Annotated in this window: 22 protein-coding genes and 2 pseudogenes; 15 read left to right on the plus strand and 9 right to left on the minus strand. The window is 61.6% G+C overall.

Annotation, left to right across the window (positions count from 1 at the left end; all coding sequences use genetic code 11):
- The first annotated feature begins 52 nt into the window (after nt 1–52).
- From ATH90_RS29535 to ATH90_RS10335, 3 genes are all read left to right on the plus strand, one after another.
- A complete protein-coding gene (locus ATH90_RS29535; protein ID WP_244905983.1) occupies nt 53–982 on the plus strand; it encodes an EF-hand domain-containing protein in 930 nt (309 codons plus the stop codon).
- Nucleotides 983–1154: 172 nt separating this feature from the next.
- A complete protein-coding gene (locus ATH90_RS10330; protein WP_080758249.1) occupies nt 1155–1409 on the plus strand; it encodes a hypothetical protein in 255 nt (84 codons plus the stop codon).
- A 218-nt stretch (nt 1410–1627) separates the two neighbouring features.
- Nucleotides 1628–2545: a hypothetical protein gene (locus ATH90_RS10335; RefSeq protein ID WP_034103598.1), complete on the plus strand. Its 918-nt coding sequence runs from the start codon at nt 1628–1630 to the stop codon at nt 2543–2545.
- 58 nt (nt 2546–2603) lie between these two features.
- Here the strand turns inward: ATH90_RS10335 and ATH90_RS10340 are convergent, their stop codons facing one another.
- Complete coding sequence (locus ATH90_RS10340; protein WP_034103600.1) at nt 2604–3755, minus strand: MFS transporter; 1152 nt, start codon at nt 3753–3755, stop codon at nt 2604–2606.
- Nucleotides 3756–4104: 349 nt separating this feature from the next.
- Between ATH90_RS10340 and ATH90_RS10345 the strand changes: the two genes are divergently transcribed.
- The 5 genes from ATH90_RS10345 to ATH90_RS10365 all read left to right on the plus strand — a co-directional run bounded on the left by ATH90_RS10345 (nt 4105) and on the right by ATH90_RS10365 (nt 11189).
- A complete protein-coding gene (locus ATH90_RS10345; RefSeq protein WP_098466195.1) occupies nt 4105–5091 on the plus strand; it encodes a diaminopimelate epimerase in 987 nt (328 codons plus the stop codon).
- Between the two features lie 306 nt (nt 5092–5397).
- On the plus strand, nt 5398–7416 hold the full coding sequence (locus tag ATH90_RS10350) for a type VI secretion system Vgr family protein (RefSeq protein ID WP_098466196.1): 2019 nt from the start codon (nt 5398–5400) through the stop codon (nt 7414–7416).
- Complete coding sequence (locus ATH90_RS10355) at nt 7416–8252, plus strand: DUF4123 domain-containing protein (protein ID WP_098466197.1); 837 nt, start codon at nt 7416–7418, stop codon at nt 8250–8252. Before ATH90_RS10350 ends, ATH90_RS10355 begins: the two co-directional genes overlap by 1 nt.
- A complete protein-coding gene (locus ATH90_RS29540) occupies nt 8245–9024 on the plus strand; it encodes a hypothetical protein (protein ID WP_080758250.1) in 780 nt (259 codons plus the stop codon). The genes ATH90_RS10355 and ATH90_RS29540 overlap by 8 nt, the downstream gene beginning before the upstream one ends.
- Nucleotides 9025–9038: 14 nt before the next feature.
- Nucleotides 9039–11189, plus strand: coding sequence for a lipase family protein (locus ATH90_RS10365; protein ID WP_098466198.1), 2151 nt, complete (start codon nt 9039–9041; stop codon nt 11187–11189).
- A gap of 9 nt (nt 11190–11198) precedes the next feature.
- Here the strand turns inward: ATH90_RS10365 and codA are convergent, their stop codons facing one another.
- The 7 genes and pseudogenes from codA to ATH90_RS10400 form a co-directional block, all read right to left on the minus strand.
- Entirely contained in the window at nt 11199–12434 is a 1236-nt protein-coding gene (gene codA, locus ATH90_RS10370) for a cytosine deaminase (RefSeq protein ID WP_034103610.1), read from the minus strand.
- A 27-nt stretch (nt 12435–12461) separates the two neighbouring features.
- Nucleotides 12462–13667, minus strand: a complete 1206-nt coding sequence (locus ATH90_RS10375; protein ID WP_098466199.1) for a PucR family transcriptional regulator — start codon at nt 13665–13667, stop codon at nt 12462–12464.
- Nucleotides 13664–14932 (minus strand): cytosine permease, encoded by a 1269-nt coding sequence (gene codB / locus ATH90_RS10380; protein ID WP_098466200.1) that lies wholly within the window; start codon nt 14930–14932, stop codon nt 13664–13666. Before codB ends, ATH90_RS10375 begins: the two co-directional genes overlap by 4 nt.
- 190 nt (nt 14933–15122) lie before the next feature.
- A complete protein-coding gene (locus tag ATH90_RS10385) occupies nt 15123–15746 on the minus strand; it encodes an NUDIX hydrolase (RefSeq protein ID WP_034104235.1) in 624 nt (207 codons plus the stop codon).
- Between the two features lie 12 nt (nt 15747–15758).
- A pseudogene (locus tag ATH90_RS10390) lies at nt 15759–16196 on the minus strand (GNAT family N-acetyltransferase); the annotation flags it as partial.
- A 92-nt stretch (nt 16197–16288) separates the two neighbouring features.
- A complete protein-coding gene (gene queD, locus ATH90_RS10395) occupies nt 16289–16645 on the minus strand; it encodes a 6-carboxytetrahydropterin synthase QueD (protein ID WP_034103617.1) in 357 nt (118 codons plus the stop codon).
- Nucleotides 16646–16991: 346 nt separating this feature from the next.
- Nucleotides 16992–18071, minus strand: coding sequence for a patatin-like phospholipase domain-containing protein (locus ATH90_RS10400; RefSeq protein ID WP_098466201.1), 1080 nt, complete (start codon nt 18069–18071; stop codon nt 16992–16994).
- A 159-nt stretch (nt 18072–18230) separates the two neighbouring features.
- Between ATH90_RS10400 and ATH90_RS10405 the strand changes: the two genes are divergently transcribed.
- From ATH90_RS10405 to ATH90_RS10420, 4 genes are read left to right on the plus strand one after another with little or no spacing between them, the layout of a single operon-like run.
- Nucleotides 18231–18533 (plus strand): PepSY domain-containing protein, encoded by a 303-nt coding sequence (locus tag ATH90_RS10405; protein ID WP_098466202.1) that lies wholly within the window; start codon nt 18231–18233, stop codon nt 18531–18533.
- Nucleotides 18533–18844, plus strand: a complete 312-nt coding sequence (locus ATH90_RS10410; RefSeq protein ID WP_034103622.1) for a PepSY domain-containing protein — start codon at nt 18533–18535, stop codon at nt 18842–18844. The genes ATH90_RS10405 and ATH90_RS10410 overlap by 1 nt, the downstream gene beginning before the upstream one ends.
- Nucleotides 18844–19512 (plus strand): response regulator transcription factor, encoded by a 669-nt coding sequence (locus ATH90_RS10415; protein ID WP_034103624.1) that lies wholly within the window; start codon nt 18844–18846, stop codon nt 19510–19512. Before ATH90_RS10410 ends, ATH90_RS10415 begins: the two co-directional genes overlap by 1 nt.
- The gene (locus ATH90_RS10420) at nt 19509–20822 is read left to right on the plus strand and encodes a sensor histidine kinase (protein ID WP_098466203.1); all 1314 of its coding nucleotides are present in this window, start codon (nt 19509–19511) and stop codon (nt 20820–20822) included. Before ATH90_RS10415 ends, ATH90_RS10420 begins: the two co-directional genes overlap by 4 nt.
- A 48-nt stretch (nt 20823–20870) precedes the next feature.
- Here ATH90_RS10420 and ATH90_RS10425 read toward each other — a convergent pair whose 3' ends face one another.
- Nucleotides 20871–23018 carry a methyl-accepting chemotaxis protein gene (locus ATH90_RS10425; RefSeq protein ID WP_034103629.1) on the minus strand — a complete coding sequence of 716 codons (2148 nt, stop codon included), beginning with the start codon at nt 23016–23018 and terminating at the stop codon, nt 20871–20873.
- Nucleotides 23019–23280: 262 nt separating this feature from the next.
- Between ATH90_RS10425 and ATH90_RS10430 the strand changes: the two genes are divergently transcribed.
- The 3 genes and pseudogenes from ATH90_RS10430 (at nt 23281) to ATH90_RS29905 (ending at nt 26380) form a co-directional block, all read left to right on the plus strand.
- Complete coding sequence (locus ATH90_RS10430) at nt 23281–24600, plus strand: Na+/H+ antiporter family protein (RefSeq protein WP_164651222.1); 1320 nt, start codon at nt 23281–23283, stop codon at nt 24598–24600.
- A gap of 100 nt (nt 24601–24700) precedes the next feature.
- Nucleotides 24701–25522, plus strand: a pseudogene (locus ATH90_RS29900) (cache domain-containing protein); the annotation flags it as partial.
- 102 nt (nt 25523–25624) lie between these two features.
- Nucleotides 25625–26380, plus strand: coding sequence for a methyl-accepting chemotaxis protein (locus ATH90_RS29905; protein ID WP_371919457.1), 756 nt, complete (start codon nt 25625–25627; stop codon nt 26378–26380).
- Nucleotides 26381–26416 lie beyond the last annotated feature (36 nt).

The raw sequence follows: 26416 nt of genomic DNA on the forward strand, positions 1-26416 counted from the left end.
GTGGTTGGGACAGTGAGCTCAGGCGCCTGAATACACCGAACTGGAGAACTAAATGTCGGTATCAGCATTCAATCAGAGCGTCGCGCCTTCTCCCGAAAGTGCCGCGCTCGCTGGGGCGAAGTCCAACACTGAGCGGTCGAGGACCTCCTCAACGGCCCAGCCCACGGTAGGCGTCAGTTTCTCATCGCCACTCGGTCATTGCGGCCCGGTCTTCGGTGGCCCGCCGTCGCGCCCGCTGCCGATCACGGTGCGTCCAAACCCCGGTTCGCCGCCGCGTCCGCTGCCCATCGGTGTGAGTCCAAACCCTGGCCCGCCGCCGCGCCCGTTGCCGATCACGGTGTGTCCCAACCCCGGCCCGCCGCCGCGTCCGCTGCCCATCGGTGTGCGGCCAAACCCTGGGCCGCCACCGCGTCCTAACCCGACGGTGCCGGACCCCTATTACTCCAAGCAGAGTAACGAACAACTGGCCCAGGCGCTTTTGGATAATTATGCGGCGTTCAAGGGCCGCTGGCCTTCACGCAGTGTCACGCGCCAGAGCCTGCAAAAAATGGCCGATCAGCCGTTGACCGGTAATCCCGAGAAGGACGCGATGATCCGATTGGCGAAGGAAGTGTTGCGCCGTCCCGCTCTGGTGCAAGCGTTCGATCGAAATGGCGACGGTCTTTTTTCCAAAAAGGAGATCAGGAGCGTTGTTCGTTCCGATAACCCCTTGAAACTGTATGACGACAAGCAGCTCGTGCAAGAAATGCTGAATCACTTCGATGCGCTGAAGGGCAGCTACTTCAATCGCACGATCAAGCTGTCGGACCTCAGTACACGCGCGTCGCAACCGTTGACCGGCAACCTGTTCAATGACCACCTCATTCAGGTGTCGAGGGCCGTCCTGGCCCGCCCGGACCTGAAGGAGATGATGGACCATAAGTTCAGTTGGCTGCGCGACGGCAAGGTCTCTCGACAGGGGTTGCTCGCACTGCTGGGTTAAACCTGGGGCTGCCCTCTGCTGCGGATTGCGCGGCAGAGGCCGGCAAGCGCCTGGGGCAGGCGATTCAACTGCTGTCATGCGGGAACCGTTTGTGAAAATGCACCACATAGAAACTATCCACCGGTCATTGGCTGCCGATGGGGGCCTTCATCTACCGGATTAGGTCTGGACCATGAATTCGACATCAATTGAATCCCGTCACGCCCAGTACAATCTCTCGACCCTGTCTGCGCTTGCGCAGGAGGCAGGCGGCCCAGGGGCACTCCAGCCACAAGGGCTCAATCTTACGTCCTCGCCCAAGTCCAGCTTCAAGGCGCCGACGGCGGAAGATTTCGACAAAGGCTCCCGTCTGTTCATTGAAGAACCGGCGCCCACCCCCTTGCTTGCAGTGTTTGCCAGCCTTTGGACCAAGCTGTCTCGCCGGTAGGGCGCGCGTTGCTGACATGGATTGCCCGGCCCGCTGAGCTGGTTACAAACGCTCAAGATTCACCAGTGCGTATACGGCGTTTTGGCCGGCCTCCGTCGGAACCATTGTTATCGGGGCACCACTCAGTCGGTGCTTGTGCCATGTCGATTTCGAGGCATTTTCGAGGATCAGGCAGTCAAGGCCCAGGCTATGGAATCTAGAGAGGGTGGAGGTAAATCATGATTGGCAGAGTCGATAATCTGGGCGTCAAGCACGCGGCTGCAGCACATGCGCCGAACACAAACCCTGCGGGTAATGGTCAGTCGCGCTATGAGGTCGATGCCCGCGCACTGGGTAAGCCGCTGCCAGCGGCGCAACCCATCAACTCCCGTTTCGCGAACGGTGCCGACCGACACTTCGACGGTCAGAATCTCTACGGCGGCATGACAAAGGCGGGGAACCCGTTTGTCAGCTCGGATGACCACTTACTGGCGACCGACCTGAGGAACAACTTGTCATTGCTGGATGCCTTCAAGAAAGAGGGGCGACTCACCCAGGCTTCGTTGCAGGAGATAGCCAAGGAGGAGCCCAACAGCAGCAAGGTTTCTGAGCGCACCATCATGTTGATGCGAGAGATACTCAACCGCCCCCGACTGAATGAAGCGATAAAGGCAAAGGGCGGCGAGATCACCTATGAAAGCCTTGTCAGGGCCAGCGACTCGCAGATCGGCAATACCAACCCCAACACGCAGAGCGCGGATCCGTTCCACGCGAAAACCGATGCACAGGTTGTCCAAACATTCAGGGGCATGTTTGATGAGTTGCGGGATAAGTCGGAGGACCGTACGTTCTTTTTCGAGAAGCATCGCTACGTCAAGAAAGACACGCTTATCGAGATCAGCAAGGACCCCAACCAGACCGACAAGAACGGCGAGCCTTTGCGCGATGTGCGTACCGGTTTCCCTTTGAAAAAATACAGCGAACAACAGGTGTACCTGACCAAGAATCTTCTGGAGAGACCCGGGTTGATAGACTCTCTGGATAGTCACAAAGCCAACGGCTACAACATCTTCGGCAGCCATAACGATGATGGATGGTTAAAGAACTACAGCATTGACCGCTGGTTGGAGAACGACAAGGAAGAGAAAGGCTATTAACGCATGCAGTCGCCCATGAGCGGCTTGATAGTCTCACGCCGCTCATGCCGTTTCAGGTTCATACCCGCAGTATTTTTCCGCTGACCGCAACGGCTGCCAGCAAACCCGCGATCAGCAGGAAGGCAGTTGCCAGGCTGCTGCCATGGGCGATGAAGCCGATCAACGCCGGCCCGGCCAATATCCCCGCATAACCCAGGGTGGTAATGGCCGGCACGGCAATGTGCTCCGGCATGACGGTCTGCTTGCCGACAGCGGTGTACAGCACCGGGACGATATTGGAGCATCCGGCCCCTATGAGCGCATAACCCAGCAACGCCATTTCCCAGGCTGGGGACAACGTCGCGAGGAAAGTGCCCGCCGCAGCCAGCGCGCCACCGGCCACGATCACCCGCGTCGCACCCAGCCGGCGCACAATGGCGTCACCGGTCAGCCGTCCGGCCGTCATGGTCAAGGCAAATGCCGCGTAACCCAGGCCTGCATAGGCCTCGTCCAAGCCGCGCTCGGCGCTGAGGAACACGGCGCTCCAGTCGAGCACGGCGCCCTCGGCCAGAAACACAATAAAGCACAGGCAACCGATAAACAGCACCACGCCGTGTGGCACGGCAAACGCCGGGCCCGAACTCTCACTGCCGTAAGGCAGCAGGTGGGGCGCCGCCTTGAGCAGTGCCGCCAGCGTTATAACGATCACCACCAGGGTTGCCTGCAGCGGTGACAGGCCCAGCGCCAGCAACCCCGAGACCCCCGCCGCGCCGATAATCCCCCCCAGGCTGAAGAGCCCGTGGAAACCGGACATCATGGTCTTGCCACTGGCGCGCTCGACGATCACCGCCTGCAAGTTGACCGTGGAATCCACCGTGCCCAGGCCGGCGCCAAACAGGAACAACCCTGCCATCAGTAACGGAATCGAACTGACCGTTGCCAACATCGGCAAGGCGAGGCAGATCATGATGGTCCCTGCACTCAGTACTCGTCGGCAGCCATAGCGCGATGCCAACGCGCCGGCTGCCGGCATCGCGATGATCGAGCCGACGCCCAGGCACAACAGCAGCAGGCCCAGTGTGCCTTCGCTCAGGTCGGCGCGGGCCTTGGCATACGGCACCAGCGGCGCCCAGGCGGCGATGCCGAAACCGGCAATGAAGAAAGCGATACGGGTCGACATTTGCTCCAGCCGCCCGGGAACCACGGGCGCTGAGGTGGGGATGGCAGTCATGAAAAATCCTTGGTTTTGCGTTCAACGAACGATGTCCGGCGCGACATCCTTGCACATCAGGCCTTGGTGCGCGACCTGGGTTCCCCCGGTACCCGCCTGCTGTGAATTTTATTTTTACACACTTGGAACGCTAGGGCGGTTTGTCGCCACGTAAGCAGTATCGAGTTCGTAGGAGGCGGTCTTGAAGGTGCGTAATCCCCTCGAGGGCTTTTGAACCCCAGGGCGCTTGCGGTGATTACCACCTTCAAGGCCGCCTCCCATTTTCAGTAGGTTCTGTAATACGCTGTAGTCCCAATCTTTAGGCCCATGGGACGGACCCGTCGATGATGCATTTGCGGCAAGCAACGCCATGACCCTGTTCTACGACGCGCGCGGCAATATCTATGGCGTGGTCAGCCCGACCTCATTGAGGAACAAAGGCATTGCTGTCCCCGAGAACGCTGCCTTGGCCGCGTCTACTCGCAACCTCTGGGCGACATCGGCCATCGCCTCCGAATGCGATTGGGGCCCGACGCCACGCCCGGCCGGCGCCAAGGCCCACCGCTGTGACGGCTTGCTGGTCGGGCCGTTCCAGGCCGCGCCGCCGTATGACCTGCTCATCGTCAATACCGATGGCTCCCTGGCCGAGCGCAGCGGCAATGGCTTGACGATTTTTGCCCAGGCGCTCACTGAACAGGGCCTGATGAACGACGCCAGCGACTTGCGCGTTCATCACGACAAATCGGATGCCGTATCACCAGTTGCCACTCGGGTGGAGCCCGCCATTCGTGACCAGGTTACGGGGTTCTGGCTTGAACTGGGTTTGCCTGCATTCGGGCCTGCGGCGGTGGGCGCGCAGGGGGGTGGTCAGGCGTTTCTGGCAGGCACCGAACTGAGCCATGTCAGTGAGCTGGCCGCGGTCAACCCACAGTGGGCAACCAGTCAATTCGTGCGGGTGGGTAACCCCCACTGTGTAACGTTGGTCGAGCAGGTGTCGGCATTGCCAGGCAACGCACAGATGCAGCAGCCGGCTCTGTTCGACGCCTTGAAGGCAATTGCCTTCGCGCCCCCGGCGGGTAGAGGCCACCCCTGTATTGCCGGGGTCAACCTGCAATGGGCCGCGCGCCAGCCTGGCAACCGCGTCATCGCGCGCGTGTTCGAGCGCGGGGAAGGTCCCACGGCGTCTTCCGGAACCAGTGCCAGTGCCGTCGCCTGCGCGGCATGGCGTGCGGGTTGGGTGCAGAGCGGTGAAGTTGCCGTGGTGATGCCGGGTGGCATTGCGCCGGTACGCTTGCACACTGAGGGCGAGAGGCTGCTGAGCGTCAGTCTGTTCGGCACTGCGCGGCTGCAAGTGTGAGGTTTTTCAACGGCCGATGCGGTTAATCGATGTCGGCCGTTTCTCTGTTAGTTAGTTGTTGTTAGAAAAATTGATGTAGGGCATTTCTTATTATTAAGAAGTGGCACATTGGCTCGCTTTCTTGTTTTGTAAAAGATACTTCCAGTTTCGACGTACGAAACTTCTTTTTTATTTTTTAAAGGCCGATTTTTGCCCGTAATCGCTAAGCTTCGAGGCGTTCAGGCACTTTTTCTCGGCAACTTTTCCGTGCTTAACGAGAGGGAGTATTTCCAAGGGGATTCATTCATCAACGGCGGGTAACAACGGATGGTTAACGCGTTTGTTTCGTCACGTTTCAAACTGATTCTTCCACACATGCATATCGACTTCCAAGTGCTGGCATTCAAAGGCAGTGAAGTCTTGGATCAACCGTTTTTCATCCAGGTACAGGTCGTGAGTGACAACCCTTCCCTTGACCTGGAATCGTTGCTCCACCAACCCGCCTATCTGGATTTCGGTGACGCGCAAGAGGGCCTGCATGGGCAGGTCTATGCCATTGGTCGAGATGACCCCGGCCGGCGCATCACTCGCTATCACCTGACCCTCGTGCCCCGGCTGGCCTACCTTGCCCACCGGCGCAACCAGCGGATTTTCCAGCAACGCAGCGTGCCGCAGATCATCGCAGCGGTTCTTGAACAGCATGGCATCCTGGCGGATGCCTATGCGTTCGAGCTGGGTCCCGTGGTGTATCCGCCGCGCACGTTCTGCGTGCAGTACGCGGAAAGCGACCTGCACTTCATCCAGCGGCTGTGTGAAGAGGAGGGCATTCACTACCATTTCCGTCACAGCGCGGACGCCCATCTACTGGTGTTTGGTGATGACCAGACGGTGTTTCGCCGCTTGCCCGCGCAGCGCTATTGCGCTGCGGGCGGTCCGCAAGCCGATACCCGGGTTATCCAGCGTTTCGATGTGCGCCTGGCCACGCGCAGCCAGAAGACGGTACGCCGCGACCATGACTTCGAACGCCCTTCGTTGTGCCTGCAGGACACCGCCGGCTCTGCTCCGGCGCAACCTCTCGAGGACTATCACTACCCCGCGGGGTTCACCGATCATGCCCGGGGCAAGCGATTGGCACGGCGGGGGTTGGAGCGTCACCAGCGCGACCGTCTCCGGGCACTGGGCAAGAGTGATCAACCCGCGCTGCGCAGTGGGCACTTCCTCGAGTTACACGATCACCCCGATCCGTCCTGCAACGACTTGTGGCTTATCACGTCGGTGCGCCACGAGGGGTATCAGCCGCAGGTGCTGGAAGAGTCGCTGCCCACGACGGACGCATTCGTGGGGTATCGCAATCGCTTTACCGCGACCCCGTGGCAAGCGGTGCATCGACCACCGCTCAAGCATCCCAAGCCGACCATCCAGGGCAGCCAGACCGCCACCGTGACCGGTCCGCCTGGCGAGGACGTGCATTGCGACACCTATGGCCGGGTGAAGGTGCGCTTTCACTGGGACCGCCTGGACAAGTCGGATGACAAAAGCAGTTGCTGGGTGCGGGTGGCATCCGGATGGGCCGGCGACGGGTTCGGTGCAACGATGATCCCGCGTGTGGGCATGGAGGTGCTGGTGACCTTCCTGGAGGGGGATCCGGACCAGCCATTGATCAACGGTTGCCTGCCGAATGCGTCGCATAGGCCGGCGTATCCCTTGCCGCAGCACAAGACCCGCAGCGTCTTGCGCAGCTGCAGCTCCCTCGGCGGCGCAGGCGCCAACGAGCTGTACCTGGAAGACCGGCGTGGCGAGGAACTGATCTACCTGCGTGCGCAGCGGGACCTGGAGCAGCAGGTTGGCCATGACAGCCGGTTGGAGGTGGCGGGCGAACGGCGGGAGGTCATTCAGGGCATGAGCACCACTCACCTGGGCGGTGAGGAGCATCGCCACGTCACCGGTGATCGTCGTGTTGTGCTCAAGGCCAGCGACCACCTCGATGTCCAAGGCGACAGCCAGACCCGTGTTGGCCAGACCCTGTTCGTCGAGGCTGGGCAGCAGCTTCATCTCAAGTCCGGAGCCAGCCTCGTGATCGACGCCGGGGCGCAACTGAGCCTCAAGGCAGGTGGCGAGCACCTGGTCATCCAGGCGGGCGGCATCTTCAGCAGTCGTCCCATCACCCTTGGCGGCACACCGTCCGTCACCTGGGCGGCAAGTGCCCTGGCGGCGGCCGACCGGCCAAGGCTCTCCACGGTGCAAGGCACCCTGATGAAACTGGCCAGGCAACTGGGGGCCGATTACTGCCCGGTATGCGAGCGCTGCCGCGAAGGCCTATGTGATCTGTCGGGGAGGGCCGCTTGATGCAGAACATGCCAGGCCGATGGATGGATCAACAGCATCAGGCAGGACGCCGCCTGTGCTTGATCCTTGAGGGGCATGACGACGCCTGTCAGCCACTGCTGGCGACGCGCGATGTTTCAGGGTATCGCAGCCTCTACGCCGAGACCGACTTGGCGGAACTGGCGGGGGAGGGCCCCGTGGTTTTGCTGCTCGAGCAGATGAGCGAACCTGCATTGCTCGCCCTTGTGCAGCAGCCCGATAACAACTGGGGTTGGCTGGGCAGTCTCCCAGGCGAAGACTTGGCGGCCGTGACTCGACACTGGCGTGACAGGCTGCTGGTGGGGACAACCGGCGCGCCGTCGATGTACCGCTTTCACGACAACCGCACCCTGGGGCGTGCGCTGGCGTACCTGCAACCGGAACACTTACCGGCCTTCCTCGGCCCGTTGGTCAGCGTGTGCTACTGGCACGAAGAGCGCTGGCGCACGGCTGACAACCCGCAGCCCGGCGAGTATCCCGTGCCGGATCCCGCGCCCTGGTTGAACACGCCCAACCCGAACGCCGAAGCCATCCTGCACGCCAATATCCTGCGTTACCTGTTGGCCGAGCACAGTGAAGACCTGGTCGCGTTGGCGGAATTCCAAGACCCGAGAATCTGGCTGGAACAGCTGCTGAAACAGGCTCGTACCTGGCAGTGGCGAAGGCCGGAACAGCTGGAGTTCCTGGTGGTGCGACGGCTGGAAGAGGCCACGCGCAGCAGTGTCATTCGGTGGCAACCACTGGCTGGGGAAGCACCAGGGGACCATTTTGAACGGGTGGTAACGCAGTGGGCATTAACGGGGGGAAAGGATGAGTAGGCGAAGGTGGGGTGTGTTAATTGCGTTAGGGGTGGTTGGGCTGACGGGGTGCGTGGGGAAGCCGGTCGAGCGGTTTACGTTGGAGGTGGATTTGCCGGCGGAGTTTCGCTTCATCGGCGGCGCCAACTATGGGCCCGCGACTGGGGAAACTTGCACGTTGCCGAGGCGTCGAGGCAAGCGACCTGAGAGGAAAATCTTTATTGCGCGGTACAAACCGATGGCTGAGCGCGTGAGTGTTGAGCTACCGCTGACTGAGGTCATTGAAGGGTGCCCTACGGTTTTGCGCAGTGTGGATTTTAGAACGTATGCGAAGTGGGGACCTCGAGATTCAGACGTTGGAGGAGACAATTCAAGTTTCTCAATTCGAGATTATTCGGACTCTGATGGACCGGGGATGCCAGAGACGAGAGTTCAGGAACTACACCGGCGATGTCAGTGGAGGTTTCGGACTGCGGGGCCGCAGCACGCAATTATTAAGGCCCTTACATGCAGCGCTTTCGGGCTGGCGAGTCAGCCGCAAGAACAACGAGCAGGCGTTGCAGTGCAACGAGATCAGTTATCGGGAAAGACCCTCAGGGCGACGTTTGTATTGACTGGTGAGGAAGCTCCCTACTTTGACGATAGGTGGGTGGCCGTTCCCGGCGGATGGAAGCGTTGCAAAGGTAAAAGTTTTGAAGACCTGTATGCGTTTTGCGACGGTAATACCACCGACTTCAAGCCTATAACAATGCCGGATGGTCGCATCTGTGATGTCTATCCATCGTGTAATTAACAAGGAGCAAGCTCATGAAGCTGGACGCACGGAAGCAACCTTTTTTCAGTGATAACAAGCCGGCCTGTGCATTGCGCGGGCATTGGGTGAGTTTTTGCCTGGTGGATGAACTCGGCGTTGGGACGGCCTACGGTGGATTGCCTTACACCCTTCACGACAGTGCGGGACAACAATACAAAGGTCGGCTGAATGGAGACGGGTTCGCGGAGTTAAAAGATATGTATTGCGGGCCTGTAGTCCTTGTTTTCGACGACCTGTACTCAGGCACAGAGCCATTGTATCGTCAGTTGATGTCGCGCCCCACATACAAGCTGCCGATCACCGAGCTTCAAATTCGTGCCGAACAGACCCGATTTGCTCGCTCCGACGGTCGGCGTACCGAAGATGATCCGGTTCAACAAACAGCCTGTCGGTTTTATCAAGTTGAAGTTCGCGATCTGGTCCGTCATGTCGCCCACTTGCCACCGATTGCGCAGCGAACTCATCAACCCCAGCGGCATGCATTAAAGATGCTGGCGGACCTTGGCTTTGGACCATCCCAACCGACTTTGGCGGGGATCGTGTTGTTTCCCAACAACCACACCGTTCTTCAAGTTCGGCCACTGCGAGCTTTACGTCCGATGCTTTCGACCGAAGACCGTTTCTGTGCCTTGAACCTGTACCAGTTGGCGTTGATGTCCACCTTGAGTTATTGCGATTTCGGCCAGGAGCCACCTCAACAGCCTCAAGACGAAGTTCGATTTCCCCTCGATCCCAGCGTCAGTCATTTTTTTGCTGAAAAACTCTCGGGTTATCACGAGGCCTGGCGAGTCGATGCGGAGCAACAGCAATGTTTCTATCCCCTATACGAAGAAGTCCCGTACTCCAGGCGCTTCGAGATACTGCCATTCGATCCGGCGTTGTATCCGCAAAACCGACCGGAGTTGGGGGCTGAGCAGGAGCACCCGGCACGTTTGCACTTTTTCGATGATGAAGAGTTTGGTACCGATACTCAGGCATTTATCAGCCACCATGAGGAGGTAATCCTGATTGCAATACGTGGTACCGCCAGCGCAACGGATGGGTTAAGGGATGCCAATGCCCATCAGGTGGCTTTCGCCGAGGGCGTCGGTAAGGCACACGAAGGCTTTTATCAGGCTTACCGGGCGATACGTGATTTCGTGCTGCATTACCTCGCTCAGTTTCATATAGGGCAACGAATCGTCATCTGCGGCCATAGCCTGGGCGGCGCAATCGCGTTGCTGTTGGCAGAAGGCCTACGTCGTATTCCTAATCGTACCTACAACATCCTCCTCTACACCTACGGCGCCCCCCGCGCGGCCGACGCCGAATTTACCCTCGGCGCCTCAGCCCTGGTCCACCACCGCATCGTCAACCATAACGACCCCGTCCCCAGTGTGCCGGCCCCGTGGATGAACACCACCGCCAAACTCTGGGTCCCCGGCGCCGTCACACTGTTCAGCGCACCCGCGCCGGGTGGGCTGTTGTTCGCCGCAGGCCTGTTACGTTTCGGTGGCAATCCCTACCAGCACCATGGCGAACAGCAACACTTCATGCCGATCGTGCTCGCGGATGGCACGCATTCCTCGGTGTTGTGGAAGCCGGGTTGTGAATCCATCCAGGAAGCCGGCTGCAGCCGAGCGTTGCAACTGCATGGCGACATGCCCAATCGTGACAACCTGCTCCGGCAGCTGTTCCAGGCCCACCAGCACTTCATGACCGCCAGCTACATCCCGGCCGCCTGGGCGACACTACGGCGCTGGCAACAAACCCAGGAAAGCAACGGGCCCCTGGTAACGCCGAGAGAATTTGACCTGCTCGACCACGCACTCGAGACCATGCGCCAGCAACTGCGCAACAAGCGACGTGAACTGGCCCGCCTGAGGCCCGCCAATGACCGTGGCTATGAGCACAACGAAGCCTTGAACGCCGAGATCGACCGCTTGCATACCAGCCGCGAGCGCCTTGCAAGCCTGCGTTGGCGCCGTCTGGAAGCCCGGGATGTCTATGGCAGTCATGCCCACAATGCCAACTTGCAAGCGAGCCTCAAGCGCTGGTTCGGCCACCGTGAAAACCGTGAGCCGGCCCCGCTCGCGAGTATCCCTCCCGCCATCCATGAAGAATCGGGGAGGGCGCAAACACTGGATATCGACTCGATCGTCTGAACCAGGCGTTTAAACGAACTCGACGTGCGCTGGCTGGCGCTTCATCAACACCTTGCCGTTGCGGATCGAGTAAAGCGGCAGGCCCTGGCTCCGGATGACCTCGTAGTCGCTGTCCGCCGAGAGGATCAACAGGTTCGCGGGCCGTCCAGGCTCCAGGCCGTAGCGGTCACCCAGGGCCATGGCCTTGGCGCTGTTGTCGGTCACCAGGTCCAGGGCGCTTTGCAGGTTGCGGTAGCCAAGCATGTGGCAGATGTGCAAACCGGCTTCCAGCACCCGCAGGATGTTGCCGTTACCCAGGGGGTACCAGGGGTCGACGATGGAGTCCTGCCCGAAGCAGACGTTCATGCCGGCTTCCAGCAGTTCATTGACCCGGGTGACGCCGCGACGTTTCGGGAAGGCGTCGAAGCGGCCTTGCAGGTGAATGCTCTCGGTGGGGCAGGAGACGAAGCTGATACCGGAGTGCCCCAGCAGGCGGAAGAGTTTGGCACAGTAGGCATTGTCGTAGGAGCCCATGGCGGTGGTATGGCTGGCGGTGACACGGGCCCCCATGTCACGGCTGCGGGCCTCTTCGGCCAGTACTTCGAGGAAGCGCGAATGCGGGTCGTCGGTTTCGTCACAGTGCACGTCCACCAGGCAACCGGTGCGTTCGGCCAGGTCCATCAAGAACTTCACTGAGCTCACGCCCTGGTCGCGGGTGTATTCAAAGTGAGGGATGCCGCCGATCACGTCGGCGCCCAGGCGGATGGCTTCTTCCATCAGCTCACGGCCGTTACGGTACGACTCGATGCCTTCCTGGGGGAACGCGACGATCTGCAGGTCGATCAGGTGCGTGCTTTCCTGGCGCACTTCCAGCATGGCCTTGAGCGCGGTCAGATCCGGGTCGGTGACGTCGATATGGGTGCGCACATGCTGGATGCCGTGGGCGGCCAGGGCCTGGATAGTCTTCTTGGCGCGGGTCTTGGTGTCTTCCTGGGTGATGGTGGCCTTGCGTTCGCCCCAGCACTCGATGCCTTCGAACAGGGTGCCGCTCATGTTCCAGCGCGGTTCGCCAGCGGTCAGCGTGGCGTCGAGATGGATATGGGGCTCCACGAAAGGGGGGATCACCAGGTTGCCGGCGGCGTCCAGGTCGTCGGCCGTCGCAATCGTGGCACTCGATTGTGGGGTGATACTGGCGATCCGGCCGTGTTCCAGGTGCAGATCATGCAGGCCTTCACGGTTGCGCAGGCGGGCGTTGATGATGTGCATGGGCAAGTTCCTCTTGGCTAAAGACAATCAGGCAGACAGTCGCCAGATCATCAGTGCAATACCGATGTCCAGGCGATCATAAGCATTATCCAGCGTCAGGCCGCACAAGGCCTCGATGCGCTGGATGCGGTGCGTCAGGGTGTTGCGGTGCACAGCCAACCGCTGGGCGGCGGCCACAAGGTTACCATTCTCGTGAAACCAGGCTTCCAGGGTGGGCATCAGGCTGGGGCCATGGTGCATATCGTGGCGCAGTAATGGGCCGAGGCGTTCATTCAGGAACTGATCGAGCAGGGCCCGATCGCGTACCCCGCTGAGCAATTTGAGTACGCCCAGCTCATCGTATACGCACAGCCCGGCCCGCTCGCTGAAACGCCGCGCGGCCGCCAGTGCCTGGCGTGCCTCATCCTGCGCCTGGGCCAGGCGTGCCGGTGGGTGCGCAGCGGCGCTGAGGCCGATAAACAATTTGAGCGGCGCCAGGCGCAGGTTCAGCGGGTTGAGCCAACTGGCCAACTGCTGGCGGTTGGCCTGGGCAGCGACAGCGTCCGGGGCCGGCAGCAACAGTGTCCATTGCCCGGCCCGCCCGAGTACCGGCAGCCCCGCCGACACCTGGCGCAAACGCCGACTGATTCCGTCGTGTTGGCGAGCCAGTTGCGCTTCGACCTCCGCAGTATCGCCCTGGGCAAACAGCAGTTCACTGCCTTCCAGTTGCAGTTGCACAACCTGCCAATGCCCGGCCAGCGACAGGCCCAATTGCACGCCACGGTGCAGCAGCAAATCCAGGGACTGATAGTCGCCGGTCAGCAAGCGCTCCAGCACATCGTGCCGCGAGCGCCCCAATTGCTCGGACTGGATCAGCGCCGAGCCAATGGCCTGGGTCACCAGCACCATTTTCAACGAGTAAGGTTGCTCGATCAGCGGCATGCCGGCAGCTTCGGCAGCCTCCAGCAAGCGCCGGGGAATCGCCTGGATATACGCCGGCCCGGTCAGAATCACCAATCCAGCCACCTGACGCTCGCAGGCTTCTTCCAGCAGTTGCAGCAGGTTGGCTTCGTCGCGCGGGTGATTGATTCCGGTGACGAACACCAGTTCGCCACCGAGCACCCATTCGGCAATCCCGCTGTTTTCCGCCACGTAGAGCCAGCGCACGCCATTCTCCAGGCCTGCCTCACCGGCGCGCAGGCACATGGACTCCAGGCCCGGCAAGGCCAGCACATCGGCAATGGTCAGGCTCATGCCTGGGCATCAGCCAAGGGCGCGCGCACCCGGAGCACGGCGGTCAGCACGATGTAGGTCAGCGACGCGGCAACAATGCCCACCAACGGCGCGACCCAGGGTGAATTGAACGCCAGCACAGTGCCCACCGCATAGGCCACCAGCCCTGTCCAGTTGAACGCAGGTAGGCGTGCCTCGGCCAGGCGCGGATAGTGGCCGCGATACCGGTAGAAGAAGTCCGCCATGATCACCCCGCCAATCGGTGGGATCACCGTACCCAGCAGAATCAGGTACGGCACCAACATGTCGTACATGCCGAGCAATGCCAGCAGGGTGCCGATCACCGCGCCGGCCAGGGTCACAGTCTTGCGCCGCTTGGTGCGCAGCAGGTTGCAGCCAGCCACTGCGAAGTTGTAGATAGTGTTGTCCTGAGTGCTCCAGATATTGAGCAGCAACATGGCCATCGCCGCCATCGCAAAGCCTTGCAGCAGCAACACTTCGACGACGTCCGGTTGTTGATAGACGATGGCGCCGTAGGCACCGATCAGCACCATCAAGCCGTTGCCGATAAAGAAACCGATCAGGCTGGCCAGCACCGCCACCTTGGCCGAGCGCGAAAAGCGCGTCCAGTTGGTGGCTTGGGTCGCGCCGCTGACAAAGGTGCCGAATACCAGGGTAATCGCCGTGGACAAGTCCAGTTCAGCGGTCGGCACCACCGCCAGTAGCCCCTCCAGCCCGCCGACTTTTACCGTGGCTACCCACATCGACAGAAACAGCAGGATGCCCATTGCCGGCACCGCGATGTAGGACAGAATCTCCAGCCCGCGATAGCCGATATAGGCCGTGGCGCAGAACACCAGGCCAAACAGCACCATCAGCGCCAGCACGCTGTCCTGGCCCAGCTCGAAATATTTGCCCAACACCACGGCGGCCGTGGCGGTGCCCCAGGCGTACCAGCCGATCTGGGTAAAGCCGAGGATCAAGTCGCTGAGCTTGCTGCCCACTTCACCGAAGCAGAAGCGCCCCATCAGCACCGAATTCAGCCCGCTCTTGAACGCGATGTACCCCAGGCCTGCGGCGTAGATACCCAGCAGCAGGTTACCCAGGGCCACGACGCCGAGCATGTCGGTGAAACTGAACGCCACGCCCAGCTTGCCGCCGGCAAACATGGTCGCGGTAAAGAACGTAAAGCCCAGCAGCACCATGGCGGTCGACGCCAGGCCTTTGCGCGCATGCATCGGGACTTCGCTGAGGGGGTAATCATTGCCCGGTTCTTGCTGCGTCATGTGGCGTGCTCCTGAATGAGTGACGCAGGCGTATTGCACCGTGCGTGCCAAACCGGCAGCAGTGACAGGCGCACGGTTGTGGCTGTGCACCGTGCACAGTATTTATAGCCAAACAGGGCGGGAACGCAGCGAGGGTTGTTCGCAGTGCCCAGTTGGGCACGAAAGCAGTGCAGCGGTGATACAAAATGGATCAGTCGAACAGCGTGTAGGTCGTCTCACCCCGGTGGAAGGCGAATGCAGCTTCCAGGTCACTTTCGATGGTGCGTCCGCGCGACAGTGGCGGCAGCTCATCAAGGCGGAAAAAGCCCACATCGGTGGTCTCCAAGCCCGCCATCGGTGCCGACCGATCCAGCGGTTCACACAGGAAGTAAAGCTTGTAGAAGTCCCGTATGTCCGGCCGATACAACCCCTTGGCCTTGTGCGTCACGCTATACAGTGCCCGTGCGGTCACCGTCAGCCCGGCTTCCTCGCGGATCTCCTTGACGATGTTTTCCGCCGCTGACAAGCCGATGTCGGCATAACCTCCCGGCAACGCCCAGCAGCCATCGGTCAACTCGCGCACCAGTAGAATCCGGTCGCCCTCGATGACCGCACCGCGTACGTCGACCATTGGCGTCGAGTAGCGCTGGGCGAAGTCGGTGACCAACCCGGTGATACGTTCCAAGGGCACATTGCCCAATTGTGCGAGCATCCTGTGGGCAATCTCGGCAATCTCTTCCAGGCGCTCGCGCTCGAAATCATCGGTGCAAAAGTGCAGTCCCGTGGAGGCCAGTGCCTGCAGGCGTTTGGCTTGGGCCAGCCAGGTGTTTTCCATGGGTGACTCCCGCAGTCGCTTGGTCATGTATACGCGACGCAGGCCGTGTTCTTCAGCGCGATGGGTTTCGACATAACCACGTCGCGTGTACAGCCCGATGTTCTCGGTCATGGTTTCGTTGGTGTACAGGCGGATGGCGGTGAAGCCTGCGTCGAGGGCCTGCTGTTCGGCAAAATCCATCAGCAACCGCCCGAAGCCCAGGCCCTGGGCGTGCGGGGCGACGGCCAGGTTATCCAGCAACAGCGCGCCGTCGGTATCCCGCAGGATAATAAAGCCCTGAAGCTGCCCGGCTTGCTCCAGCACATGCACGCCACCGATGTTCACCTGCTGGTGATAGTCCTCCAGCATCGGCCCCGGCTTGCGGCCAATCCGCTCGATATACGGCGAGTAGGCCGCCTGGACAATGGCCTCGATAGCAGCGACATCATGACTCGTAGCGGGGCGCATCATTGCCGCGTGCTCCTTGTGGGCAGGAAGCCACGACTGTAAGGGAGACGGGCACAAAAAAACCACCGCATGGGTGGTTTTTTCATATCGCGGGCTTATTCGCCGCGATAGATGCAGCCGCTGGTGCAGGTCTCGTGGATACGAATCGCGCTGAGCTCCGGCAGCAGGGGTTTGAGCTCATTCCAGATCCACTTGGCCAGCACTTCGCTGGTCGGGTTTTCCAGGCCTGGAATGTCATTGAGGTAGTTGTGATCAAGGCGTTCATAGAGCGGCTTGAAAATCGTCTTGATCTCCGAGAAGTCGCGAATCCAGCCGGTATGGGGATCCAGGTCGCCGCTCAGGTGGATCGCCACTTTGAACGAGTGCCCATGCAGGCGCCCGCATTTGTGGCCTTCCGGTACATGAGGCAGGCGGTGGGCGGATTCGAAGGTAAACTCTTTGAAGATTTCCACGGTGTTTTCAGCTCGGTCGATGTCTGGCAGGCGGCGAGTTTAACAGCTTGAACCCTTGCCGCGCATACCGTCCCTCTGTAGGCGCCGGCTTGCAGGTGAAAAATAGATAGGCGCCGCATTTATCCACGCCTCCCGCGATCCAAACATGGGGCAGCGGGCTTGCCCGCGAAAGCGGCCTAGCAACTGACCTGGGTGATGGATCAGACCGGGTACCTGTCCATTTCTGCGGTAACGGCTGCCATGGGTTCCGCTCTTGCAGCGGGTCACTTATGGAAAAGAGCCCGGAACGCCGGCCCAGCCTAAGGCGTTGTGCAGGTGCTTATTGCCATCGCAGGCAAGCCAGCGACTAAAGGACGCTTAGTCTTTCGCCCAATTGGCCGTTATCCGCCAGCGCCAGAAACTCATCCCCCAGCCGCCGGCTCTCGCTCATCGCGGTCTGCCAGTACTTGTTGCGGCTCGTGTCGTCGCCCAAGAAGCGCTTGAAGTCGCTGCGGTCGGGCAGCTTGCCGTGGGGCAGGCGGGCCAGGTAGTCCTTGGAGGGCGCCAGCAGCAACACGTCTTGCAGGCCTTGCTGGTTGCTGCGCCGCCACGGTAGGCCCTTGTCGAACCAGCCGGGGATGACCCGATCAGTGAAGTGCGGGTACAGCACGATGTCATCGCCGTGATAGGGCAGGTCAAGGTGGTAGTCCAGCAGGCCGCCATCGCGGTAGGTACCGGCGCCGGCGCCCGGCAGGTCGCGCACGCCTTGCATCACCATGGGGATCGAGCCCGACGCCAGCAGTGCCTGGCGCAGGTTGCCCAGCTCCAGGGCCAGGAAGCGCGAGGGGAAATCCGTCAACGGATGCACCGGCGGGGCCTGGCGCGGATCGTGGATAATCAGGCGTTCGAAGTGCCGCGACAGCCGCGCGCGGCCGCGCAGGTTATCGGCAATCACCGACGACAGGCCCAGCCCCAGGCGACCGCGGTGGTCATCGGCAAGTAGGCCGTGGCTCTTGACCACCATGATGTTGAGGCGATAGTCCGGGTTGTCCAGCACCCGTGCATCGCGCCCGGACAGCAGGTCGTCGAGCATGCGCTGGCAGCTTTGGCTGACTTCGGCCATGGTCACGCCTTTGGCAAAACGCTGTTCGTTGTACAGGCGGCCGAGGTCCAGCAGGCCTTGCACCGGGTCGGGCAGGCAGGCGCTGGCAAACCGCCAGGAACCGATGGACGCGCCGATCAGCGCGCGCTCCCGTGGCGCGCGGGGCAGCCAGTCGCCGAACAGCGCCAGGTCCAGGCCCTGGATGCCCAGTGCCTTGGGGCCGCCAGCCGCGCCGGGCAGGATGCCGACGTCCGCAGGCTTGAGACCTTGCTCACGAATGCGCGCAAAGGCGCGTTTGCCGGCCTTGAGCGTCAGGGCGGGAAACTTGATGTGGATGGCTGTCATACCGGTCTCTGGTCGAGCGAGCGGAGCATTATAGAAAATCTCGCGGGATGTGGGGGAAAAGGCCTTGGCGGGAATTGCCATGGTGGCAATTCAGTTTCAGTTAAGTTGCAGCGCGTACGGTGGCTGGCGTAGGAAAACATCCTGTAACGGAGACATATCATGAAGCGCCTCACCGCTCTGGTCGCCGCCGGTATTATTGCCTTCACGGCGACCCAGGCCCGAGCCGTGGACCCCGACAAGCCACTGAAAGTGCCTGCCACTGTTACTATCGTCGCCTTTGACCAACTGGAAGCTGCGGCCCTGGCCCTGCATCCCGGATCGACACTGTTGGATACCGACCTCGACGAGGCCTATGGCAAGTACGTCTATGAGGTTGAATTGGAAGATGCCCACGGCATCGAATGGGATGTTGAATTGGACGCGCTCACCGGGCAGGTTCTCAAGAATCATCAGGATACGTAATGAAGGTAAATTTACGCGCCTGCAGTCGCGTGGCGCTGGTGCTCATGGCATTTTGCTCCAGCCTGGCAGCCCGCGACCTCAACCAGGATGAAGCCTTGGCGCTGCGCCAGCAGGGGGTGATCCTGCCGCTGGAGCAACTGTTGCAGCAGGCCATGTCGCGCTATCCCGGCTCACGCCTGCTGGAAGCCGAGCTGGAAAAGAAGCACGGGCAATATGCCTATGAAGTGGAACTGGTGACTACCGAAGGTGTGGTGCGCGAGATCAAGCTGGACGCGAGCACCGGTGTGCTGATCAAAGACGAGGAAGACTGATGCGCCTGCTGCTGGTGGAAGACAACGTACCCTTGGCGGATGAACTGTTAGCGGGTCTCCAGCGCCAGGGCTATGCCGTCGATTGGTTGGCCGACGGGCGTGATGCCGCCTACCAGGGGCAAAGCGAGCCCTACGACCTGATCATTCTCGACCTTGGGCTGCCCGGTCTGCCTGGTCTGGAGGTCCTGGCGCAATGGCGTGCCGCCGCATTGGCGACGCCTGTGCTGATCCTCACCGCCCGCGATTCCTGGGCCGAGCGTATCGAAGGGCTCAAGGCCGGCGCCGACGATTACCTGGCCAAGCCCTTTCACCCGGAAGAACTGCACCTGCGCATCCAGGCACTGTTGCGTCGTTCCCATGGCCAGGCCAACCAGCCCACCCTGCAAGCTGCCGGCCTGCACTTGGATGAGGGCCGCCAGTGCGTGCTGCGCGACGGCGCCGAGATCCAGCTGACCGCCGCCGAATTCCGCCTGTTGCGCTATTTCATGCTGCACCCCGAACAGATTCTGTCTAAAAGCCACTTGGCCGAGCACCTGTACGACGGCGAGACCGAGCGCGATTCCAACGTGCTCGAAGTCCATGTCAACCACCTTCGCCGCAAACTGGGCCGCAGCGTGATCGAGACCCGCCGCGGCCAGGGTTATCGGTTCGGCGCCAGCCCTGCATGAAGTCGATCCAGCGGCGCCTGAGCCTGGGCCTGATCAGCGTGATGGTGATCGTCGGCGTGGTGCTGGCACAAACCAGCTTGTGGTTGTTCGAAGCCGGGTTGCAGCGGTACCTGGAAGCTGGATTGCGCAATGACGCCGAAAACCTGCTGGTGGCGCTGGTGCGCGGGCCCAATGGCGTGCAACTGGATGAGCAACGCCTGTCGCCGGCCTATCAGCGACCGTTCTCCGGGCATTACTTTCGCATCGATTTTGCCGATACCCACTGGCGCTCCCGCTCGCTATGGGACCAGGAACTGCCGCGCCTGCCCGAGGCCGGCCTGAAGGGCAACCTGCAACTGGGGCCGGAAGGCCAGCAATTGCTGGTGTTGCGTTCGGACTACAAGCGCTTTGGCCAATCGATTTCCATCAGCGTGGCCCAGGACTACACCCCGGTGCGCGAAAGCTTTCGCCTGATGCGCCAGATCGGCCTGGTGCTGGGGCTGGCGGCGCTGCTGCTGGTGCTGATCCTGCAACGGGTCACCGTGCGCCGCGCCTTGCGCCCGCTGGAGACCGCGCGCAACCAGATTGCCCAGCTGCAACAGGGGCAACGCTCGCAACTGGATAACCAGGTGCCGCTGGAGCTGGAGCCGCTGGTGGCGCAGATCAACCACCTACTCGCCCACACCGAAGACAGCCTCAAGCGTTCGCGCAACGCCCTGGGCAACCTCGGGCACGCGCTCAAAACCCCACTGGCGGTGCTGTTGAGCGCGGCCTCGAGCGAGGCGCTCAGGGATCACCCGGCGCTGAGCAAACTGCTGCGTGACCAATTGGAGCAAGTACAGCAACGCCTCAACCGCGAACTCAACCGCGCTCGCCTGGCCGGGGAAACGCTGCCGGGCGCTTTGTTCGACTGCGAGAAAGAACTGCCCGGTTTGCTCGCCACCCTGAGCATGATCCACGGTGAGCACCTGGACCTGAGCTACCACGCCGCGCCCGGCCTGCAACTGCCCTGGGACCGTGAAGACCTGTTGGAGCTGCTCGGCAACCTATTGGATAACGCCTGCAAGTGGGCGGATGCCGATGTGCGCCTGACCGTCACCGAGGCGGCGCACAGCTATCGGTTGGTGGTGGAAGATGACGGCCCTGGCATCCCCGAAACCCAGCGTGACCAGGTGTTCAGTCGGGGCGCGCGCCTGGATGAACAGATTGACGGGCATGGCCTGGGACTGGGAATCGTGCGGGATATTGTCGAGGTGTGGGGTGGGGTGTTGCAGTTGCAGGAGAGTGGGTTGGGTGGGCTGAAAGTGCTGATCGAATTGCCCAAGCGTTAACGCACACCCTGCAGGAACCGGCAAGCCGGTTCCTGCAGGTCTGTGTTTTTAGACGCGGAACTGATCCATCAACCCCTGCTGCTGATTCGCCAGGCTGTTCAATGCCTGGCTCACGCGCGCCGACTCATTCGCCTGTTCCGACAGCGACTCAGTCACATCGCGGATCGTCGCGACGTTGCTGTTGATCTCCTCGGCCACCGCGCTTTGCTCTTCGGCGGCACTGGCGATTTGCAGGTTCATGTCGCTGATCACTGTGACGGCATCGCCAATCTGGCGCAGGGCGGTCACGGCCTGTCCGACTTGTTCGACGCTGCCCTGGGCCTGGCGATAACTATTGCCCATCGAGCCGACGACCTCTTCGGTGCCGTTTTGCAATTGCTCGATCACCAAGCGGGTTTCTTCCACCGATTCCTGGGTACGCCGCGCCAGATTGCGCACTTCATCGGCCACCACCGCAAAGCCACGGCCGGCCTCACCAGCGCGGGCGGCCTCGATGGCAGCGTTAAGCGCCAGCAGGTTGGTCTGCTCGGCGATGCCGCGAATCACTTCCAGCACCGAACCGATTTTCTCGCTGTTGGCGGCCAGGCCTTCGACTTGGGCCATGGCTGTGCTCATATCTGCCGCCAACTCCCCGATGTTGCGGGTGGTGCGATCGATCACCGTGAGGCCGTCGCGGGTGGCCTGGTCGGCATCGCGTGCCGCTTGCGCAGCCTGTGCGGCACTGCGCGCGACGTCCTGTGCGGTGGCGCTCATTTCATGGGAGGCGGTGGCCACCTGATCGACCTGGCGGTACTGCTGCTCCATGCCAGCGCTGGTTTCAGTTGCAATGGCGGCGGACTGGTCGGCGGTGCCACGGGCGTCCTGCACCGAGCGTTTCACCTCGGCGATGATCGGTTGCAGCTTGTCGAGGAAGCGGTTGAACCAGCCGGCCAATTGGCCCAATTCGTCCTGTTTGTCGTAGGCCAGGCGGCGGGTCAGGTCGCCTTCGCCGCTGGCAATGTCTTCGAGCATGTGCGCCACGCCGAGGATCGGCCGTGTCACGCTGCGTGCCATCAACCAGACCAGAATCAAGCCGACCACGGCGGCAATCAAGCCCAGGCCCAGTTCCAGCAGGGTGCCGTTGGCATTGTCGGTATCCAGTTGCGCCTTCAGTGCTTCGGCGGGGGCGATCAGGACTTTCTCTGGCACATCCAGCAACACGCCCCACGGCTTGCCGCCCGGGATCGGTGTGAATGGCGCCAGTACCTTGAGCTGATGGTCGGTACGCAGGCTGCGAATCTGGGTACTGCCGGCCAGGGCGCTGATCACCTGTGCGCCGTTGGCGGTGTCGACTTGGTCCAGGCGCTGGCTGAGCTTGCTGGCGTCCGCGCTGTAGCCGGCGAGCAAACCCGTGGGGCTGAGGATGCTGACCTGGGTCTGGCCGTCGTACAGTTTTTGGCTAGCCTGTTGGCTCACCGCCTGCAGGCTGTTGAGGTTGATGTCCACCGACAGCGAGGCGATGACTTTGCCATTGACCATCAGCGGGAAGACGATGCTGGTCATCAGCACGTTTTGCCCGTCGATCTTGTAAAAGTACGGTTCGATCACACATGGCTTGAGCGTGCTGCGTGGGCAGGTGAACCACGCGTTGGCCTTTTCACCGCTGGGGCTGATGCTGGTATCGGACATGTCGCTTTCTGGCAATGCCATCGAGGTCAGCGTGCCCGGTGTCGGTTGCGACCAGTACAGGGCGAAGCGGCCTTTGTCGTTACTGCCCAGCTCCGCCTGGCCTGTGAACAGTTCATCCTTGCCATCCAGGGCATTGGCTTCGAACACCAGGGACAGACCGAGCAAATCCGGGTTGGCCTGCAGCGCGGCCTTGACCTGGCGGGTCAGGTCTTCACGGGTGTCGAAGGCGTCGAGAAAGCGCTTCTCGGCTTGCTCGCGCAGGAACAGCACTTGGCGGGAGAAACCATGGCCGTACTGGTAGGCGTCCATGAACTGTTGACGAATGCCCAGTGCCTGCACTTCACCCTGGGCCTCGATGCGCGCCTGGGCGGCTTCATCCAGCATCTGCATGCTGGAAGCCTTGACCTGCTGCGAGCTCTGCTCCATGCGATACAGCGACAGACCCACCAGCAGGGTCACGATTCCCAGCAGGCACAGGCCGGCGAGCAGGGTGATTTTCCATTGAATGGAGAGCTGCCTAAGCGACATCGGTACATCCTTACCTGAAAACACATAGAGCCAAGGTATCGGCCGTTGCCGATCTTTCTTTATTCAAACGATCAATTTAAACCTGCTTTTTTGGTGAGCGAGCACACTCGCTGACCACGGGTTTTTTGACATGAGCGCCCACCTGCTGCAAAGTGCGCGCCCTCTAATAAGACCTCCTTCAAGCCTGCACGCTGGCTGCCACCCGATGGCTGCCTGGGCGCGGGCATGCCTGTTTTTTATGTTTCTGCTTGAGGTAACCATGATTAACGCAGTCATTGCCGCGGTCGGCACCATGCTGGTGCTCAGCCTGTCCCGCGTGCATGTGGTCATCGCCATCATCGTCGGGGCCCTGGTGGGCGGCCTTACCGGCGGCCTGGGTATCGACGCCACGCTCAAGGCTTTCAATGGCGGTTTGGGAGGGGGGGCTACTGTGGCGCTGTCCTACGCCTTGCTCGGTGCTTTCGCCGTGGCGATTGCCAAATCCGGCCTGGCTCACGCCCTGGCCGACAAGGCGCTACTGCTGGTAGACCGCCAGGAAGCCACCGGCGGCAGCCATGTCAAATGGCTGCTGATCGGCCTGCTGTGGGTGGTGGCGATTGCTTCGCAGAACATCCTGCCGATCCATATCGCGTTCATTCCGTTGCTGGTGCCGCCGCTGCTCTACGTGCTGACCAAGCTGCAGCTGGACCGTCGCCTGATCGCCTGCGTGATGACCTTCGGCTTGATCACGCCCTATATGTTCCTGCCGGTGGGCTTCGGCAATATCTTCCTCAACCAGATCCTGCTGGCCAACGTGGCCAAGAGCGGTGTGGACGTCAGCCAGGTCAACGTCACCCACGCCATGAGCCTGCCGGCGTTGGGCATGGTGGTGGGCCTGCTGGTGGCGGTGTTTGTCAGCTACCGCAAGAAACGCGTGTACGACCTGGAGAAAATCGAACGGGTCGAACAGGTGGCGGTGCAGTACAACCCACTGACCCTGCTGGTGGCCGGCCTGGCGATTGCCTCGGCGTTCATCATCCAGCTGTGGCTGGACTCGATGATCATTGGCGCCCTGGCCGGGTTCCTGATTTTCTCGGTGTCGGGCATCGTGCGCTGGCGCGACACTGACGACCTGTTCACCGAAGGCATGAAGATGATGGCCATGATCGGCTTCATCATGATCGCCTCCTCGGGCTTCGCCGAAGTGCTCAAGGCCACCGGCGATGTGCGCTCGCTGGTGGAAACCTCGGCGGCCTTCATCGGCCATAGCCGTGGGGTAGGGGCGTTGCTGATGTTGCTGGTCGGTTTGCTGGTGACCATGGGCATCGGTTCGTCGTTTTCCACGGTGCCGATCCTGGCCGCGATCTTTGTGCCGCTGTGTGTGCAACTGGGCTTCAGCCCGCTGGCGATCGTGTGCATTGTCGGCACGGCCGGTGCCTTGGGTGACGCCGGTTCGCCCGCCTCGGACTCAACCCTCGGCCCCACCTCGGGCCTGAATATCGACGGCCAGCACCACCACATTTGGGACACGGTGGTGCCAACCTTCCTGCACTACAACCTTCCACTGCTGGCTTTCGGCTGGCTGGCAGCCATGACCCTCTGACACCTCCCCAGCTGTAGGCGTTGACGTCCCCGGCGCCTACAGATCCCGGGCAAATGGCCGATAACCTCTCAAGTCGCCACTAATAAGAGAGAGAAAAGCCATGCGTCTGAGCCTCAAGGCCAAAGTCCTGTCCCTCGCCGTAGTGCCGGTGCTGCTGTTTGCCGTGGTCATCAGCCTGACCACCGTCTGGATCCTGCAGGGTCAGGCGCGCAACGAAGTCGACGAAACCCGCCAGCGCCTGCTCAATGACGCCAAGGCCACCCTGCAAAGTTATGTCGAGGTGGCCATGACCACCATCAAGCCACTCTACGATGCGGCAGCCCCCGGTGATACCGCTGCGCGCGCCCAGGTCGTCAAGCTGCTCTCCAACACCGGCTACGGCAAGGACGGCTACTTCTTCGGCTACGACTCCGAGACCATCCGCCTGTTCAAGGGCAACAGCCCCGACGGTGTGGGCAAGAGCTTCAAGGACAACCGCGACCCCAACGGCGTGTACGTCAACCGTGACCTGGTCAAGGTCGGCAAGGACGGCACCCACTACCTCCAATACAGTTCGACCCAGCCGGGCCAGACGGAGCTGGTGCCCAAGATGGGCTACACCGAATACCTGCCGAAGTGGGACATGGTCATCGGTACCTCGGTGAACCTGGATGGCATCGAAGCCCAGGTGGCGGTGGTCGAGGCCAAGGTGCAAAAACGCATGGAAGGCGTGCTGCTGAGCATTCTCGGCGTGGCCGTAGTGGTGCTGTTGGTGATTGCCGCCGTGGGGATCGTCCTGGCCAATACCATGCTGCGTCCGCTGCACCTGATGAAAGCCAACCTCGACGACATCGCTGCCGGCGAAGGTGACTTGACCCGCCGCCTGGCCATCACCAGCCAGGATGAGCTGGGCGACCTGGCAGGCGCGTTCAACCGTTTTGTCGACAAGATCCATGGGTTGGTACGCCAGATCACCGAGATGACCACCCAACTCACTGGCCTGGTCAGTCAGGTCTCCGACCAGGCCCAGCGCTCCGAACAGGCCATGGAGCGCCAGCGCCACGAGACCGACCAGGTCGCCACCGCGATCAACCAGATGTCGTCGGCCGCCCAGGAAGTGGCGCGCAGTGCCCAGGGTGCCTCAGTGGCGGCCCAGCAAACCGACGCCGAAGGCCAGGCCGCCAAGCGCGTGGTGGACGGCAGCATCGCGCAGATCCATGCGCTGGTGAACGACATCCGCAGCAGCGGCGTGTCCCTCGACAGCTTGCAGCAGGACGTCTCTTCCATCGTCAGTGTGCTCAGCGTGATCCGCTCCATCGCCGAGCAGACCAACCTGCTGGCGCTCAACGCCGCGATCGAGGCTGCACGGGCAGGGGAGGCCGGGCGTGGTTTCGCGGTAGTGGCCGATGAAGTGCGCGCCCTGGCCAGTCGCACGCAGACCAGCACCCAGGAAATCCAGGGCATGATCGATCGCCTGCAAAAAGGCACCGAAGCCGCCGTGGATGCCATGCGCCGCTCCAGCGATGCCGGTGACGGCACCTCGGCCCAGGCCAATGAGGCCGGTGCGTCCCTCGACACCATGGCCCAACTGATCGGCACCATCAATTCGATGAACGCCCAGATCGCCAGCGCTGCCGAAGAGCAGACGGCCGTGGCCGAAGAGATCAACCGCAGCGTGCATCAGATTGCCGTGGCGGTGGACAGCGTTGCCGACGAAACCCAATTGGGCGCCCAGACCTCCCGTAGCCTGGCGGATCTGGGTCAGCGCCTGGGGCAGTTGGTCGGCCAGTTCCGGATCTGATCAACGTAAGCTTCGGCGTCTGGTTGAACGCGACAG

The sequence above is a fragment of the Pseudomonas lurida genome, from assembly GCF_002563895.1.
Taxonomy (GTDB): Bacteria; Pseudomonadota; Gammaproteobacteria; order Pseudomonadales; family Pseudomonadaceae; genus Aquipseudomonas; species Aquipseudomonas lurida.